The sequence below is a fragment of the Aquimarina sp. Aq78 genome (assembly GCF_900299525.1).
GTDB lineage: Bacteria > Bacteroidota > Bacteroidia > Flavobacteriales > Flavobacteriaceae > Aquimarina.
Window position 1 is genome coordinate 106,579 of sequence record NZ_OMKA01000014.1, and the last position, 17,814, is coordinate 124,392.

The window sequence follows — 17,814 nt, forward strand, 5'->3', positions numbered from 1 at the left end:
CATACCTAAGTTTTTACCTAAGTATTAAAATTTATCAATATTATCTATTTCAAATCCTAAATTTTAGTTAATACCGATTAAATCCTAAATTTAACTCGGTATTTTACCCTTTTAAAAGAATTCACCGATCAATGAAAAAACTAATCATCACACTCTTTGTCGTAACTATAACGACTTGTTTAACCTATTCTCAAAACAAATTACAATCTCCTGCCGAATTTTTGGGCTATGAAATAGGCGACCAATTTACACGTCATGCAGATGTTGTAAATTATTTTAATCATGTTGCCGGCCATTCTAATATGGTAAGCTATCATACCTACGGAAAAACAAATGAACGTAGACCGTTGACTTACGCTATTGTTTCTTCTGAAGAAAATCTAAACAACATAGAAAACATAAGATTAAACAATCTAAAAAATATTGGTATTGCAGAAGGTACAGCTAATCCAGAAGTTGCAATTGTATGGTTAAGTTATAATGTACATGGTAATGAAGCTTCTAGCACAGAATCTGCTATGCAAACTGTTTATGAGTTAATCACTAAGAAAACAGCTTGGTTAAAAAACACTGTAGTTATTATAGACCCTTGTATAAATCCTGATGGGCGAGATAGATATGTAAACTGGTATAACCAGACAAAAGCAACACCATATAATACGGATCAAATAGCAACAGAACATAATGAACCCTGGCCGGGCGGAAGACCAAATCATTATTTATTTGATCTTAACCGTGATTGGGCATGGGCAACCCAAGTAGAATCAAGACAACGTATAAAAGCATACAATACATGGATGCCGCATATTCATGTAGATTTTCATGAACAAGGGATTAATGAGCCTTATTATTTTGCTCCTGCTGCAGAACCTTTTCATGAGATTATTACGCCATGGCAAAGAGATTTTCAAACTCAAATTGGTAAGAATCATGCTCGATATTTTGATGCAGAAGGGTGGTTGTTTTTTACCAGAGAACGTTTTGATTTACTATACCCTAGTTATGGAGACACCTATCCTACTTTTATGGGAGCAATAGGAATGACATATGAACAAGCGGGGCATGGACGTGCAGGTTTAGGTATCCAAACCGACGAAGGTTATGTATTAACTCTAAAAGATCGTGCGTTACACCACACCACAACTGGATTATCAACAGTCGAGATCTCATCCAATCAAGCTGCAAAATTAAATACTGAGTTTAAAAAATTCTTTAATACCGCTGGGCTTAAATATAAAAGTTATGTATTAAATGGAGAAGCCGATAAGATCGATGCATTAGTAAAATTGCTGGAAACTCATGATATCAAATATGGGTATATAAATACTGCAAAAGTTTCGGGATTCAATTTTAAAGAAAATAAGCAAGGGAGTATTAATGCTAACGGAGCACTCGTAGTTAGTACTAATCAACCCAAGGGTAAAATGGTAAAAGTACTTTTTGAGCCAAACGCCAAGCTAAATGATCCTTTGACTTATGATATTACAGCATGGAGTGTACCTCATGCATATGGATTAAATGCTATTGCTTCGACTACATTAATTCCTGCTAACGGAAATAAGAAACCTAATACTATAAATAACGTTGCTAATTCATCTGGGCCAGGGTATATCGCGAAATGGAACAGTATAGATGACGCTGCTTTTATGGCAGACTTATTACGTCATAATATTAGAGTACGTTTTAGTGAAAAAGATTTTAGTAACGGCACAGAGAATTTCAAAAAAGGAAGTCTTATCATCACCAAAAGTGATAATCGCAAAACTGCTAACTATGATAAAACGGTTATCGATATTGCCAATGCTCATCACCGAAAACTATATACTGCTCCTACTAGTTTTTCTAGCAAAGGGGTAGATTTTGGTTCTCCAGATGTAAAACTCATCAACAACCAACGCATTGCAGTGTTAAAAGGTAGATACACTTCTTCTTTAAGCTATGGAGAGATTTGGTATTTTTTCGAACAACAACTTAAATTTCCTATTACCTCAATAGATACAGATTATTTTAAGAATGTCGACCTTACCAAATATGATGTATTAGTTATGCCAAATGGATATTACAACAGCTACCTGGATAAAGGAGCTTTAGATAAATTGAAAGAATGGGTAAGTAGTGGTGGTAAAGTAATCGCAATTGGTAATGCAGTAAGAACCTTTTCTGATAAAAAAGGATTTGATCTTAAGAAAAATAAGGCTGATGAAAAAGAAAAAGACTCTATTGGTAACCTTACGCCTTATGATCAACGTGAACGAAAAAGCGTAAAAAACTTTATTACCGGAAGTATTTTTAAGACTAAAGTAGATCCTTCACACCCGATGGCTTTTGGATATGATGACACTTATTTTAGTTTAAAGTTAGGAAGTAGTTCTTATAAATTTCTTCAAAATGGGTATAATATCGCTTATATAGAAAAACCACAAAGTGTTTCTGGATTTGCAGGTGCAGATGCCTTAAAAAACTTGAATAACTCATTGGTATTTGGCGAATCAAGAGTAGGTAACGGAAGTATTATCTATATGGTAGACAATCCACTATTCAGATCTTTTTGGGAGAATGGAAAACTCTTCTTTGTGAATGCCATCTTTTTTGCTAATAACAATAAATTTAGAATTTAAATTAAATAATCATGATTAACTCACAACTCTCTACAACTTTTAAGACCGTAGCTTTATCGGCTATTGTGCTTTTAGCCAGTTGTAACCAAAAGAAAGAAACTGTGGAAACTACAACAGCATCGGAACCTAAAGAGACAGCAAATGTCTTACTAACCAAATGGACTGGTCCATATGGGGGTACTCCTGCATTCGACAAAATGAATGTCGCTGACATAAAACCAGCCCTTGAAAAAGGAATGGAGCTTAATCTTAAAGAAATTGATGAGATTGCAAATAACTCTGAGGCTCCTACTTTTGAAAATACCATAGTTGCAATGGAGAGATCCGGAGCAGAACTCGATAGAGTTTTTACATACTACGGTATCCTAAGTAGTAATATGTCTTCTCCAGAATTTAGAGACGTTCAAAAAGAAATGGCTCCTAAGCTATCAGAATTTAGTTCTAAAATATCACAAAACGAAAAGCTGTTTAAGCGAATCAAAACGGTTTATGATAATGCTCAAAAAACACCATTAGAAGCAGATCAACAACGTGTGGTGGATCTTACCTATAAGTCATTCGCTATGAATGGAGCAGAGTTGGATGAAGAAAAGAAGAAACGCTATGCAGCAATCAACAAAGAATTATCAGAATTATATACCAACTTTTCTAATAATGTTTTAGAAGATGAAGAAGGATATGTTACCTATCTAACCAAAGATCAATTAAGCGGTTTATCAGATCCTTTGATTAAAGCATATGCAAAAGCGGCAACCGATAGAGATCAGGATGGTAAATATGCGGTGACCAATACAAGGTCTTCTATGGATCCTTTTCTTACCTATTCTGATGAGCGTGCTATACGTGAAAAAGTATGGAGAACCTACTATTCTAGAGGAGACAATGGTGATGCTAAGGACAATAATGAAAATATCGCCAAAATACTAAAATTAAGAAAAGAACGTGTTGGTTTATTAGGACACGATAATTATGCAGACTGGAGGCTACAAAACCGTATGGCTAAGAATCCTGACAATGCTATGAAACTTATGAATGCTGTTTGGCCAGCTGCTATAGCAAGGGTAAAAGAAGAAGTAGTTGATATGCAGGCCGTAGCAGATGCAAATGGGGATAAGATAACAATCGAACCATGGGATTATCGCTACTATGCAGAAAAAGTAAGAAAGAAAAAATATGATCTGGATTCTGATGAAGTAAAACAATACTTACAGCTAGATAAGTTAAGAGAAGCTATGTTCTTTGTTGCTGGTGAATTATTTAATTTTAAATTCACTCCTATCGAAGATGGTAAAGTTCCTGTTTTTCATGAAGATGTAAAAGTATGGGAGGTAAATGACAAAACTTCTGGAGAGCATATTGGTTTATGGTATCTCGACCCATTTGCCAGACCTGGTAAGCGATCTGGAGCTTCGGCAACTACCTATAGAAGTCATACTACTTTTGATGGTAAAAAGAATGTCTTGGGATCTAATAACTCTAATTTTGTAAAACCGGCTCCGGGAGAAGCTGTTTTAGTATCATGGGATGATGCCACTACTTTTTTCCATGAATTTGGTCATGCTTTACATTTCTTCTCCTCTGAAGTGAAATACCCAACTCTTAATGGAGGTGTACGTGATTATACAGAGTTTCAATCTCAATTGTTAGAACGTTGGTTATCTACCGATAAAGTAATTGACAACTATCTTGTACATTATAAAACTGGAGAAGCTATCCCAAAAACACTGGTTGATAAAATTAAAAAAGCAGCTACCTTTAATCAAGGATTTGCTACAACAGAATACCTGGCCTCTGCCCTAATGGATATGAAATTTCATTTAGCAGACCCAACCAATATCGATGTAGATAAATTTGAAAAAGAAACACTAACAGAATTACATATGCCAAAAGAATTAGTGATGCGTCACCGCACACCACATTTTGGACATGTCTTTTCTGGAGAAGGATATGCCACTGCATATTATGGATATATGTGGGCAGATGTACTTACCTCTGATGCAGCAGAAGCCTTTGCCGAAGCTCCAGGAGGGTTTTACGATAAAGAAGTTGCTGCTAAACTGGTAAAATACCTTTTTGCACCACGTAACGCTATGGATCCTGCAGAAGCATATCGCAAATTTAGAGGACGTGATGCTAAGATTGAAGCATTAATGAAAGACAGAGGATTCCCAGTTCCTAAGTCGTAACTAAAAATAACATGTAATTAAAATACACATATGCCACTATAACAGAAGGTATATGTGTATTTTTATATAGAAGAGAGTTGTACTTCATAATAAAAATTAAACCATACGAAGTATAGAATAGATGCAGTTGTAATAAAAGAACTAATAAAAAACTTTTATGAAATACATATATAAATCAGCATTTGTACTTTGTGTTCTTGTACTCTTTTTTAATGGAAAAAAATATCAAAAAAAATCATCAATGGATATAGTTAGAGGACTTAAGCCTGCCATTGCCGAGTTTACGAGTTTAGAACAAAAACTTATTGTAAAAGTTGTCAAAAAACTAGAAAACAATGGATTTCCGATTGATGATTTAACAAGAGTTCATCTCAAAAAAAGAATACTTAATGATAAAGATTATTATGCTAAGAATGAAATTACATTTTTTGTGAACCCCGGAGTTTACAAAGAAGATGAATTTAATTGGGGGATAGAAACAATTACTATAGATTGGGAAGACCCTTCTGTCATAAGAACACCAGATGGAGGTATCGAGTTTGTGGTAGGTAACAAAATAAAACCCGAAGACCTTGTGATGAATCTTTATGGGATGAACGATTCTTATTCATACCATTCACTTCTAGAAGATCATGATGGTATTGTGAAAAAAATAAATGATATCCTGGTGACTAATGATGTAGAAGAAATTAAGAATTTCGCTTCCCAAGGAATAGTAGAACTAATTAGAAATTACCTAATAGTAATAACAGCACATAATGAAAATGTATATGAAATGGCAATAAGAAGGATAGACCATGACCTTATTGATTCTAATCACTTTAATGAACTCTTTGAGCAGTATCGTTTAAAAATAGACATAAACACGTCAAGAATAGAAGTGTTAGACAGATTTGATCCAACTTTCTTCCCTACTCCTGCTCCAGTACCACCAATTAAAAATAAATTTTAGAGAATATAATGTAACCAAACTCTAAAAAAACAAAAACACAGAATGACAACTCAGGATTTAGGATATACCAATGCTTTAGAGCAGTTTAGAATCAAACAAAATTTGGATTCTTTTGAAGTTGGCAGAATACTATCTGAGCATAAAGAAAGATATGTTATTAAGACTCCGACACATGAATTTGATGCTGAACTCATTGGTAATTTAAGGTATACAGCAGAAAGCAGATATGATTTTCCTGCTGTTGGGGATTGGGTTGCTTTTTCAGAGTATGATGAAGGCAAAGCTCTAATTCATGCTATTTACCCTCGAAACTCTATCATAGAAAGACAAGCTGTTGGAGCATCTGGAAAAGTACAAATAATCGCGACAAATATTGATTATGGTCTAATTGTTCAAGCTGTAAACCGAGATTTTAATATAAATAGATTAGAAAGGTATTTGACAATCTGTAATGCCTCTAAAGTGGAACTTATTATTATTTTAAGCAAAATTGATTTGCTAAATGAAACCGATTTGCAAAATATTATAAACCAGATAAAGCAACGAATCAAGGACATTACAATACTTACAGTTAGCAATCAAACAATCAAAGGGTATGATCATCTAAATCAAATTATCCAAAAAGGAAAAACATACTGTTTACTTGGATCTTCCGGAGTCGGAAAATCCACTCTTCTTAACAACCTTGCAGGTAAGCAACAAATGAAAACAGGAGAAATAAGTTCGAGCGTAAACAAAGGAAAGCATATAACAAGTCATCGAGAATTAATTGTATTGGGAAATGGAGGTATTTTGATCGATAATCCCGGGATGCGAGAAGTCGGAATTGCTGACACAACAAGTGGATTAGAAACTACATTCGAAACCATTATTGAATATGCTAACAATTGCAGATTTAAAGATTGCACACATGTCCATGAGGAAGGTTGCGCTATACTGGAAGCTGTTGAAAACGGAGAAATTGACAAAGACTCGTATTCTAATTTTCGAAAAATGGAAAAAGAAAAAATGCATTTTGAATCAGATATCAAAGAGAGAAAAAAGAAAGATAAAGACTTAGGAAAAATGATTAGAAATGTTCAAAAGCAAAGAAGAAATCATAAATACTAATAAAATGTAGTCAATATATGAATAACAGTATAAACCTGGAACCAGAAAAAATCATTAAAACCATCGATCTACTCGAAAAACGAGTTTCGGATCGATTTCCTGATTCAGGACTTAGAAAGGTTTGCTTTCAATTCTTGCATACCGCTCAAAAAAGCAAGCAAAATATTGATTGGATCTCTTCTCCAAATATTTTACTTCGTGTATTTTCTCATATGATCATACTAATCGGTTTAGGAGGCCTGATCTATAGTATCACCTATATTGATTTACAAATTGAAAATACTACCCTTGCTAATGTGGTTACGATTTCTGAAGCTATTTTTAATGATATCATACTATTAGGTGCTGCAATTTTTTTCCTTTTTTCACTAGAATCTAGGCTAAAAATGAAGCGAGCACTGAAGTCTCTTAATGAACTTAGGGTAATTGCTCATGTTATTGATATGCATCAATTAACAAAAGATCCAAATGTCACTGATGTACCAGAATCTGCTACAGAAAACTCTCCTAAACGAACCTTTACTAACTTTCAGCTTCAGCGATATCTTGATTATTGCTCTGAAGCCACAGCATTAGTTGGTAAAGTTGCGGCACTATATTCTCAAAGTCTACCCGACGAAAAAGTAGTAAGGGCAGTAAATGAAATCGAAATACTAACTACAGGATTAAGTAGAAAAATATGGCAAAAACTCATCATATTAAACGAACTGAAAACCAATAAACAATAATTAGCTGAAAGAAAAAGTCTTCTAAAATCTCGTCAAATAATAAAAATCAAAATATGAATCAAGATACCATAATCAAACAGATAATAACAGATCTTCTAGAGAGTTTTACCTATTTTGCTGATTCGAATTATACCGGGTATGATCCTTTACACCCAGTTTCAAAGATTGTATTTGCTGCTCAGGGAGAAATCACAACACCTCCGGATTTAGGCTTTATGGGATATGGTGGTGGATCAGAAGGAGAAGCCTTTAGTGATTGCGGAGTATTAGATTTAGAAGTATTTTTTCCGTTAAATGAAGAAGGTGATTATTATCGTGAAGATGATCACGAGTATAAAGAAAAATGTTTCCATAATGCTTGCCAGGCAGTTTTGCAAGGTCTTACTGCTATTGCTAAGAGTGATGAATTTCAAAAAATACCTAAAGAAGGGCCTGTGGTATTTGTCCTAAACTTGATAGATCAGTTTAATAAAGTACTATGTCGTATCCATCCTGACGGAGAAGTAGAATTACCACCAAAAAAGGAGTAGTATAAAATGAAAAAAATCAAATTTCTATTCATAACAATGATACTCTTCTCCTGCAATAGCAACAAGAAACATATTCCAATAAAAAAAGATGTTAAACAAGAGAGTAGTAAAAAAGACTTTACTAATTTTATTGCTGAAGGTTTTGAAGTCGCTGTAGTTCAAAATGAAAAGAAGATAGCGTTTGGAGATTTGAATCAAGATGGTTATCAGGATTTTGTGACCATAATTGTAAATTCAAACACCAATATAGAGAATACTGATCCCGAAGAGGTTAGAATTGCAATATACGAAGGATCAGAAAATGACACCTATAAACAAAAAGCACTAAGCGGAAACTTAACCTCTGCTTTTATTTATAATGAAAATCCAACACTTAAAATAACAACCCAAATACTAAGCATTAGTCATCAATCTATGAGGCATGATTATGAAATAAAATTTAGATTCGAAAAAAAACACAATGACTATATGCTTATTGGTTCAGAATTAAACAACTACGGGAATGCCACTCACGATGGGGCTGGAAATACCAGTATTAATTTCTTAACAAAAACAAAGGTTAAGAAAACATTAGAATATGATCATGAAACAGAAAAATTAAAAGAACTGAAACCCGTTGTAACAAAAATCAAAGAAGACCTAATATCAATCACTCAAATTAGTGATCTTACTATATATAAAATTATAGGAAGCGAATAATAATTAATACTATATACAAAAATTTTATACTCATCAATATTTTATCAATCATGAAAACAATTAAATTTTTAGTATGTATTCTAATAATATCAGGAGCTTTGGTTTCCTGTAAAAAGAATACAGCAACAGAAGAGTCATCTGCAGAAATCGTTGATAATAAAGAATTTAAAGTCGACTTTGAAAAATTCACTCTGGATAATGGATTACAGGTGGTATTCCATATCGATCGATCAGACCCAGTTGTTGCTGTTGCCTTAACTGCGCACGTAGGTTCTGCCCGTGAGAAAGAAGGAAGAACTGGTTTTGCTCATCTATTCGAACATTTGCTTTTTCTCGAATCAGAGAATTTAGGGAAAGGTGGATTAGATAAAATGAGTGCTCGTATTGGTGGATCCGGAGCAAATGGTTCTACAAGTCAGGATCGCACAAACTATTACCAAACTGTACCTAAAGATGCACTTGAAAAAATGATCTGGGCAGAAGCTGATAAATTAGGTTTTTTTATTAATACTGTTACCGACCCTGTTCTCGCCAAGGAAAAGCAAGTGGTTAAAAATGAAAAGCGCCAGAGCATAGATAATCGCCCTTATGGACATGTCAATTATGTAATCGATAAAAACATGTATCCCGCAGACCACCCATATAGCTGGCAGGTAATTGGGTCATTAGAGGATTTACAAAACGCTACATTACAAGATGTAAAAGATTTCTATAATCATTGGTATGTCCCTAATAATGTTACACTTACTATAGCAGGAGATTTTGATCCGGATCAAGCCAAAACATGGGTGCATAAATATTTTGATGAAATTAAACGTGGAGAAGACATTCCTGCATTAGAAAAACGTCCTGTGGTTTTGACCGAGACCAAAAAATTATATTACGAAGATAATTTTGCACGTCTTCCGCAATTAACGATGACTTGGCCAACTGTACCAGTATATCATTCTGATTCATATGCTTTAGAAGTACTTTCTACATATTTATCTGAAGGAAAAAAAGCTCCTTTCAATAAAGTATTGGTAGAAGACAAACAACTTACTCCAGAAATTACCATGTTTAATTTTGGATCAGAATTAACAGGCCAATATCATTTGATTATTCGTGGATTTGAAAAAACAAATCTAAGTACTATCGACAGTGCCGTTTCTGAAGCTTTTACAAAATTTGAGACCGAAAGTATCTCACAACAAGACCTTGATCGTATTAAAGCAAGTCAGGAAACTGCATTTTACAATGGTTTATCTAGTGTATTAGGTAAAGGATTTCAGCTAGCGCAATATGAAATTTTTGCAGGAGATCCCGGTTTTATTAACCAGGATGTAAAAAATATCCTTGCAGTAACTATTGATGATGTAAATAGAGTATATAATCAATATATCAAAGGGAAACATTATGTTGCGACAAGCTTTGTTCCTATTGGGCAGGCTGATTTAGCTTTAAAAAATTCTAAACTTGCAGAAGTAGTCGAGGAAAAAATTGTAGCAGGAGCAGAAGAAAATTTTGATGCCAGTATAGTGGCAGATTATAAGAAAACCCCATCCAGTTTTGATCGATCTACAGAACCGCCATATGGAGATACTCCTGAGGTTACTGTACCACAGGTATGGCAAGATCAGTTTTCGTCAGGAATTGAAGTATACGGAATACAAAATGATGAAGTTCCTCTGGTACAATTTAGGATAAACATAAGAGGAGGTTTATTATTAGAAAAACCTGATAAAGTGGGTGTATCAAATTTATTGGCACAACTTATGACTAAAGGCACCCAAAACAAAACTACAGAAGAATTAGAAAATGCGATAGAAAGCCTGGGCGCATTTATTAATATTTCGGCAAGAGACGAAAGTATTATAATAAGTGGGAGTACTTTATCCAGAAACTATAGTAAAATTATGGCTTTGGTAGAAGAAATGATTCTTCAGCCAAGATGGGATCTTAAAGAGTTTGAGTTAATCAAACAAAGTGTTATTAGCCAAATTCAACAAGAAAAAGCAAGTCCTAGAAGTATTGCCAGTAATGAATATGCTAAACTAAGCTATGGAAAAGATCATATTCTTTCTCATAATAATTTAGGTACAGAAACTTCTGTATCTTCTATTACAATAGAAGATCTTAAACAATATTATAGCACTAATATAGCTCCAAATGTTACCAAAATGCATGTAGTAGGTGATATCACAAAAGCTATGACAAAAACATCTCTAGCAAACCTAAATACCAAATGGCAACATAAAGAGGTTAAATTTCCTGCTTTAAATGCACCTAAAGCTCCACAGCAATCCAAAGTATACTTTTATGATGTACCCGATGCTAAACAATCTCAATTGCGATTTGGGTATCCTGCATTAGCAGCAACAGATCCGGATTATTATCCAGTACAGATTATGAATTATCGTCTGGGCGGTGGTGGTTTTGCATCACAGCTCACACAACAATTACGAGAAGGTAAAGGATACACCTATGGTATACGCTCTGGATTTTCGGGAAGTACTATCCCAGGAATGTTTACGATATCTAGTGGTGTAAGATCTAATGTCACCTATGAATCGGCTGATTTGGTTAAAGAAATCCTGAATAATTACGGAAAAAATTATACTCAAGATGATTTAGATATCACAAAAAGTTCTTTAATAAAAAGTAATGCAAGAGCTTTTGAAACCTTTAATTCTAAATTGAATATGCTAACTAATATGAGTACATTTCAATATCCAAAAGATTATGTTACACAACGAGAGGCAATTGTAAATAATATGACCATAGATGAGATTAAAAAACTAACCGGTACATATCTAGACCCTAACAAAATGATTTACCTTGTGGTAGGTGATGCAAAAACACAACTTAAAAAACTAGAACAGTTAGGTTTTGGTACTCCCGTTTTATTGAATGAAGAAAATACAGCAGTTAAGGATTAAAGATTCTGATTTATTTCTTAAAATAGCAAACACAGGCCTATTCTGAACTTATTTCAGAATAGGCCTATGTTGTTATTAATATAAAAATGAAAATCTATATTTACGTGCTGTAATCAATCCATAGCCCCTTATCATATAACGGCTAAGAAGGCACTGTTTGTAAAACATTTTTTTAATATACACCCAAAGACCTTGGAAGCATAATTAACTAAATTTTACCAGTATCCATCAGAGAAATACCTTTAATTAACTAAATGATTTTGTACTTTTAATTTAAGAAAATAGAAGTTTCTAAAAAGACTTTAGCTCGAACACTATTGTAGTATAATTTTTATACCGAAATGAAACGGATACACGCATTTGAATTTGAGGATTTACATTGGTTTCCTGAGAATTTAAGAAACTATATGACCGATTTTTTACAATTTGGATCAAATACATTCGACATCTATAAAAGTATTATTCCTATTCTTGATAGAGGAATCAAAAGCGCAGGAAACAACAAAATAATTGATATTGCTTCTGGTGGAGGCGGTGGTCTAATTAAACTTGCAGAGCATCTAAAAAAAAATAACCCAACTTTAAAAATCACTCTATCTGACTATTACCCTAATCTGGATGCTTTTAAGAGAACAAAATCAAAGATGCCGGATATATTCGATTTTATTGACTACCCTGTAGATGCAATGAATGTTCCTACAGAATTAAAAGGGTTTAGGACTCAATTTATATCTCTACATCATTTTAAGCCAGAAAATGCAAAAGCCATTTTTCAAAATGCTATAGACACCAATCAGCCCATTGGAGTCTTTGAACCACAACAAAGGAATATCAAAAGTATGATTCCTATGCTCTTATCACCTATTACTGTTGTATTAATGACTCCTTTTATAAGGCCTTTTAAACTGGGCCGGTTATTATTTACCTATCTCATCCCGATATTACCACTGTTTATACTTTGGGATGGTGTAATCTCTGTATTGAGAACGTATACAATTCCTGAATTGAAACAAATGGTCTCTGAATTGAATAACAGCAATAATTTTGATTGGGAAATTGAAGTAAAAAAAGGAAAACCAAGTGAAATTTTATATGTATTAGGTATGCCAAAAGAAAATTAATTATTCATATCATTGACTATGAAAACAATTATACACAAATCAAATACCAGAGGAAAAGCAAAGCATGGATGGTTAAGTTCTCATCACTCTTTTAGTTTTGCAAATTATTATGATTCAAAGAGAATGAATTTTGGGGTATTGCGTGTGCTTAATGATGATATAGTTGCACCAGGTATGGGCTTTAGAAAACATCCGCATGATAATATGGAAATTATATCTATTCCTTTAGAAGGTGATCTGGAGCATAAAGATAGTATGGGAAACACCACAGTTATTAAACAAGGTGACATACAAGTTATGAGTGCTGGTACAGGAGTATTTCATAGCGAGCGTAATAAAAATACTGATCAAGAAGTAAAATTTTTACAGATTTGGGTTGTTCCTAATCAAAGAGATGTCGAACCCAGATATGATCAAATTACTTTGCATACCAAAAATCTACAAAATCAATTGTATCAGATTCTCTCCCCAAACACTGATGATTCGGGAGTATGGATACATCAGAATGCCTGGTTTCATATAGGTGAATTAGAAATGGGGAATATCCAGAACTATACTCTAAAAGATTCAAAAAATGGAGTATACGCATTTATACTAGACGGTGATGTTACTATAGAAAATCAAAACCTACATAAAAGGGATGGGTTTGGTATATGGGAAACAGATCGTATTAAAATTAAAGCTGATAATGATTCAAAAATATTACTAATGGAAGTGCCAATGACTAGTTAATTTTTGATTATACTGTTATATAAATTTCATTTTTAAGTAAAAAACGCATTACATATTATTAAATCAGTTTTTTTTAATCCTAACGTTTAACAAGACGTATGTTCTTTACTTTTAATAATACAGAATAATCAACAAAAATAGGTTATTAATGATTATTCAATAATAAATAGCTATAAAAACCTCTCAGTGTTATCAAATTGTTAACTATCAATCTTATTAGAGCAACTCCAGTGTTAGCAAATTTTCAATAAAACGGTTCAAAAATTGATAAAATCGTTCTTGTTTCTATTAGGTATTATATAATTAAGAATTTCTTCGGTATTCTGATTGAAAACTTCACAATCCATTCTTTTTAAAACTTCTGATTGTCAAATAATTCGTTAGTATAATTTTAATATTTCGTGTCATTTTTTTAGATACATTTGCCGCCGATTTAAATAAATAAAAATTTTAACCCAAAATAAAATTTAAAACGATGATCAAAAAATTACCATTTCTACTTGCAGTTGTTATTATCTTATTTTCATGTGAAGCAGAGTCATTTGATGAAAATGCATTCACTCCAGAAAACGGACCTGAAGTTAACCCTGAAATTGATCCTGCAATTGAGCCAGGAAAAATCATTGATAATTACATTGAAGTTGACGGTGGTTTAAATAACTAAACTAAGGAGATAAAGCTCCTTGGTCAAAAAATAGTTTCTCTTTATACAAGTATAGAGTTAGCCAAAAAACAAAAGAATCTATTTTAAAAGAGACTGTCTGTAAAGGCAGTCTTTTTTGTTTTGAAAGTTTTCTTAGATTTCTTTTTCTTAAAAAGTAATATTTTCCTGTGATCGTGGATAAACGAATAAAAAAACCATCCTTAGTTAACAGGATGGTTTTTACAAAAAGTTCAAAGCTTTCAATACTTTATTCTTAATACATGTACCTTAAAGCTATTCTATCATAATTACTAAATTCTCCATCTTCATTACCACTAAAACAGGCAATCATAACAGAATCAGTATCTAAACCTTGTTGACCAGTTTGATTGGCTGTTGGTGTACCAGGAACATGAATAGCTCCAACACTACCTTGTCCTTCGTTGTTAGAATCTCTGCAATTTCTTCGAGCGTAGTTAGTATGTCTTAAACCAACTGCATGGCCCATCTCATGAGTCATTAAATGTTCTACTACATTAGCACTATAATTGTCTATACCACCATATATTTCAATGAATTTTCCTGGTCGACCTCTACTAGGAAATTCTGCCTGACCTCCTGCACTCGATCCGCCAAAATTTTGAACTACAATATCGCCATTGGTGCTAGCCGAAAAAGTTAGTCTAAAAGTTAAAGAAGTACTAACTGCGTTATAATTATTTACAGCCCACTGTAAACCAGTACGCATTTTACTAGTCAATGCACGACCTCTTCCTGTATAACCTATAACATTAATTGTACGTCCTTGGCTTACAAGATTTCTAGTTCTATATTGCTTAGTACCGTTATCCATTTTTTCTAAAGCCTGTTCTGCTAAGTTATCAAGCGCAATAGCTATATCATGAGACTTAATTGCTTTTATTGTTGATCCATCAGGGCGCTTTAGCGTTGTATACTCAGCTCCGTTAGGATTAACTCCTGCATCCAAAAGTCCTTGAATATGAGCTTTTGAAAGCTGTTCTTTAACAGCTTCTTCTTGTGTTTCGCTAGAAACATCTTTTTTCTCGCAAGATGTTGTAAATCCTGCTACGATAGCGCAAAGGGCTAATAATTTGATTTTTTTCATTCTAATTAAATTGAGTTTGTGTAGTTATTAAAACTAAAAACAGAGTTTTTAAACTCTATTTTTAAATACAATTATATAGAAAGCTTTGAAATTTTCTAAATTTTTGCGGTTTGAAGATATGTTATTTTTACAAAAGATTAAGCTAATATTTTGAACTATTTATTGTAAATACATCAAAATTATATGATTCTTCTAAAAAAATCATCAAAAATCTAATTTTCAAATAACAATAAAATCGATCAAATACACAATTCGCATACCCAATTAACAAGTGAATAAAGTCTTAAGACAAAAGGCTAATAAAGATGTTAAAGAAACCGAAAGTTTTTTCTTACAAATCATAGGATTTAGATTTAAAAAAATACTCAAACTTCAATATTTTAAATATTTAACAAAAATTAAAAAACTATACTCTTATTAAACAATAAGAAGAAAAATCAAGGAAACTAAAAAGATCATTTATACACTTTTTAAATAGCCTCTTTTTATAAAAAAAAACAAAACAGTATCTTTAAAAAACAATTCCTAAAAAATGAAAACATTAAATAGAATCCTTTTTTTTCTTTTTATTGGGCTAGGATGCTCTCAGATTATTGCTCAAGAAACAATAGATCATAAGTACAAAGAATTTAATTTTTGGGTCGGAGAATGGAATGTATATAAACATAATACAGATTCTATTGTAGGAAAGAGTACAATAGAATCCATTGTAGACAATAAAGTTATTAAAGAAACTTACCGTTCTACAACATCAAAATATCATGGTACGAGCCTAAACAAATACAATCCCAGAACTGATCAATGGGAGCAATTTTGGGTAGATAATAGTGGGCTTACCTTACACATTATTGGCAATCTTGAAGATGGTAAAATGGTATTACAAAATGAAGTGACTACAAAAAAGGGAGTAGTACTAAATAAAATCAAGTGGCAAAAAAACAGGGATACTACAGTAAGACAAACCTGGTATCAAAGTACTGATAAAGGAAAAAATTGGGTAACTGTATTTGATGGCGATTATAAACCTGTAAAAAAGAATTAAATCACTTCACCGTATAAATCAAAATCCTCTGCTTCATTTATTTTTACTGTTGTAAAATCGCCTGTTTTAAGGTAATACTTAGATGCATCTATAAGTACTTCATTATCCACATCTGGAGAGTCAAACTCGGTACGACCCACAAAGTAATTTCCTTCTTTACGATCCACAACTACTTTAAATTCTTGTCCAATTTTTTGTTGATTTAGCTCCCATGAGATTTGTGATTGGATCTCCATAATCTCGTTTGCTCTTTCCATCTTTATTTCTTCTGGCACATCATCTTCTAGATTAAAAGCATGAGTATTTTCTTCATGTGAATATGTAAAACATCCCAGACGTTCAAAACGCATTTCTTTTACCCATGCTCTCAATGTTTCATAATCTTCCTGCGTTTCTCCCGGATATCCAACGATAAGTGTAGTACGAATAGTCATTTCGGGAACAGCTTCTCTAAATTCTTCGAGAAGTTTTGTTGTTTTTGCTTTGGTCGTTCCTCGTCGCATTGATTTTAGTATCGGGTCAGATATATGCTGTAAAGGTATATCGATATAATTGCACACTTTTGGTTCTTCTTTCATTACTTTAAGCACTTCCATAGGAAACCCTGTCGGAAATGCATAATGTAAACGTATCCATTCTATACCGTCAACTTTTACCAATGCTCTTAGTAAATCTGCTAATTTTCTTTCTTTATAGAGGTCTAGCCCGTAATAGGTTAAATCCTGTGCAATCAGAACTAATTCCTTTACTCCGTCTGCAGCTAACTTTTCTGCCTCTATTACCAATTCTTCTATGGGAGTAGATTTATGAGTACCTCTCATCAAAGGTATTGCACAGAAAGAACAAGGGCGGTCACATCCTTCTGCAATTTTGAGATATGCATAATTTTTTGGAGTTGTAGTTAATCGTTCTCCAATCAATTCATGTTTATAATCGGCTCCTAAAGCCTTTAATAATCCAGGAAGCTCTGTAGTACCAAAATATTGATCTACATCAGGAATTTCTTCCTCCAAATCTGGCTTATACCGTTCTGACAAACAACCAGTAACAAAAATTTTATCGACTGCTCCTTCTTCTTTTTTCTGCACATACTCTAAAATAGTATTTACAGACTCCTCTTTGGCATTAGCAATAAAACCACATGTATTAATGACAACAATATTTCCTTCCTCTTCATGAACAACCTCTTTATTATTGGCTCGTAGTTGTCCCATCAACACCTCGCTATCATATACATTTTTACTACACCCAAGTGTAACTACATTGATTTTGTTTTTCTTTAATGTCTTTGTTCTCATATCTTCCGGATAAAGGTGTGCAAAGATACAAGGATTAACCAAAGTATACGATATAAATTGAATAACTATATAAGTCCAATCCAGATTACACAACAAAACATCGATTAAACC

General features: G+C 33.0%; 14 protein-coding genes. 12 read left to right on the forward strand and 2 right to left on the reverse strand.

Going from position 1 to position 17,814, the window contains the following annotated elements; translation table 11 throughout:
* The first annotated feature begins 131 nt into the window (after window positions 1-131).
* From DG435_RS09565 to DG435_RS09615, 11 genes are all read left to right on the forward strand, one after another.
* Window positions 132-2,618 carry a M14 family metallopeptidase gene (locus DG435_RS09565; protein ID WP_106794384.1) on the forward strand — a complete coding sequence of 829 codons (2,487 nt, stop codon included), beginning with the start codon at window positions 132-134 and terminating at the stop codon, window positions 2,616-2,618.
* An 11-nt stretch (window positions 2,619-2,629) separates the two neighbouring features.
* Window positions 2,630-4,804, forward strand: a complete 2,175-nt coding sequence (locus tag DG435_RS09570) for a M3 family metallopeptidase (protein WP_108840595.1) — start codon at window positions 2,630-2,632, stop codon at window positions 4,802-4,804.
* A 157-nt stretch (window positions 4,805-4,961) separates the two neighbouring features.
* The gene (locus DG435_RS09575) at window positions 4,962-5,756 is read left to right on the forward strand and encodes a hypothetical protein (RefSeq protein WP_106794995.1); all 795 of its coding nucleotides are present in this window, start codon (window positions 4,962-4,964) and stop codon (window positions 5,754-5,756) included.
* A 42-nt stretch (window positions 5,757-5,798) separates the two neighbouring features.
* A complete protein-coding gene (rsgA, locus tag DG435_RS09580; RefSeq protein WP_106794996.1) occupies window positions 5,799-6,866 on the forward strand; it encodes a ribosome small subunit-dependent GTPase A in 1,068 nt (355 codons plus the stop codon).
* A gap of 17 nt (window positions 6,867-6,883) precedes the next feature.
* The gene (locus tag DG435_RS09585) at window positions 6,884-7,594 is read left to right on the forward strand and encodes a hypothetical protein (RefSeq protein WP_106794997.1); all 711 of its coding nucleotides are present in this window, start codon (window positions 6,884-6,886) and stop codon (window positions 7,592-7,594) included.
* Window positions 7,595-7,647: 53 nt separating this feature from the next.
* The gene (locus tag DG435_RS09590; protein ID WP_106794998.1) at window positions 7,648-8,124 is read left to right on the forward strand and encodes a hypothetical protein; all 477 of its coding nucleotides are present in this window, start codon (window positions 7,648-7,650) and stop codon (window positions 8,122-8,124) included.
* A 6-nt stretch (window positions 8,125-8,130) separates the two neighbouring features.
* Window positions 8,131-8,823 carry a hypothetical protein gene (locus DG435_RS09595; RefSeq protein WP_106794999.1) on the forward strand — a complete coding sequence of 231 codons (693 nt, stop codon included), beginning with the start codon at window positions 8,131-8,133 and terminating at the stop codon, window positions 8,821-8,823.
* A gap of 50 nt (window positions 8,824-8,873) precedes the next feature.
* Window positions 8,874-11,741, forward strand: coding sequence for a pitrilysin family protein (locus DG435_RS09600; RefSeq protein ID WP_106795000.1), 2,868 nt, complete (start codon window positions 8,874-8,876; stop codon window positions 11,739-11,741).
* Window positions 11,742-12,082: 341 nt separating this feature from the next.
* Entirely contained in the window at window positions 12,083-12,862 is a 780-nt protein-coding gene (locus DG435_RS09605) for a hypothetical protein (protein ID WP_106795001.1), read from the forward strand.
* A gap of 18 nt (window positions 12,863-12,880) precedes the next feature.
* Window positions 12,881-13,594, forward strand: coding sequence for a pirin family protein (locus DG435_RS09610; protein ID WP_106795002.1), 714 nt, complete (start codon window positions 12,881-12,883; stop codon window positions 13,592-13,594).
* 475 nt (window positions 13,595-14,069) lie between these two features.
* Entirely contained in the window at window positions 14,070-14,258 is a 189-nt protein-coding gene (locus tag DG435_RS09615) for a hypothetical protein (protein WP_106795003.1), read from the forward strand.
* A 253-nt stretch (window positions 14,259-14,511) separates the two neighbouring features.
* Here the strand turns inward: DG435_RS09615 and DG435_RS09620 are convergent, their stop codons facing one another.
* A complete protein-coding gene (locus tag DG435_RS09620; RefSeq protein WP_106795004.1) occupies window positions 14,512-15,363 on the reverse strand; it encodes a M57 family metalloprotease in 852 nt (283 codons plus the stop codon).
* 532 nt (window positions 15,364-15,895) lie between these two features.
* Between DG435_RS09620 and DG435_RS09625 the strand changes: the two genes are divergently transcribed.
* Window positions 15,896-16,405, forward strand: a complete 510-nt coding sequence (locus DG435_RS09625; RefSeq protein WP_108840596.1) for a hypothetical protein — start codon at window positions 15,896-15,898, stop codon at window positions 16,403-16,405.
* On the opposite strand, the gene rimO is transcribed toward DG435_RS09625, so the two are convergent.
* Window positions 16,402-17,703 (reverse strand): 30S ribosomal protein S12 methylthiotransferase RimO, encoded by a 1,302-nt coding sequence (gene rimO / locus DG435_RS09630; protein WP_108840597.1) that lies wholly within the window; start codon window positions 17,701-17,703, stop codon window positions 16,402-16,404. The genes DG435_RS09625 and rimO overlap by 4 nt on opposite strands.
* Window positions 17,704-17,814 lie beyond the last annotated feature (111 nt).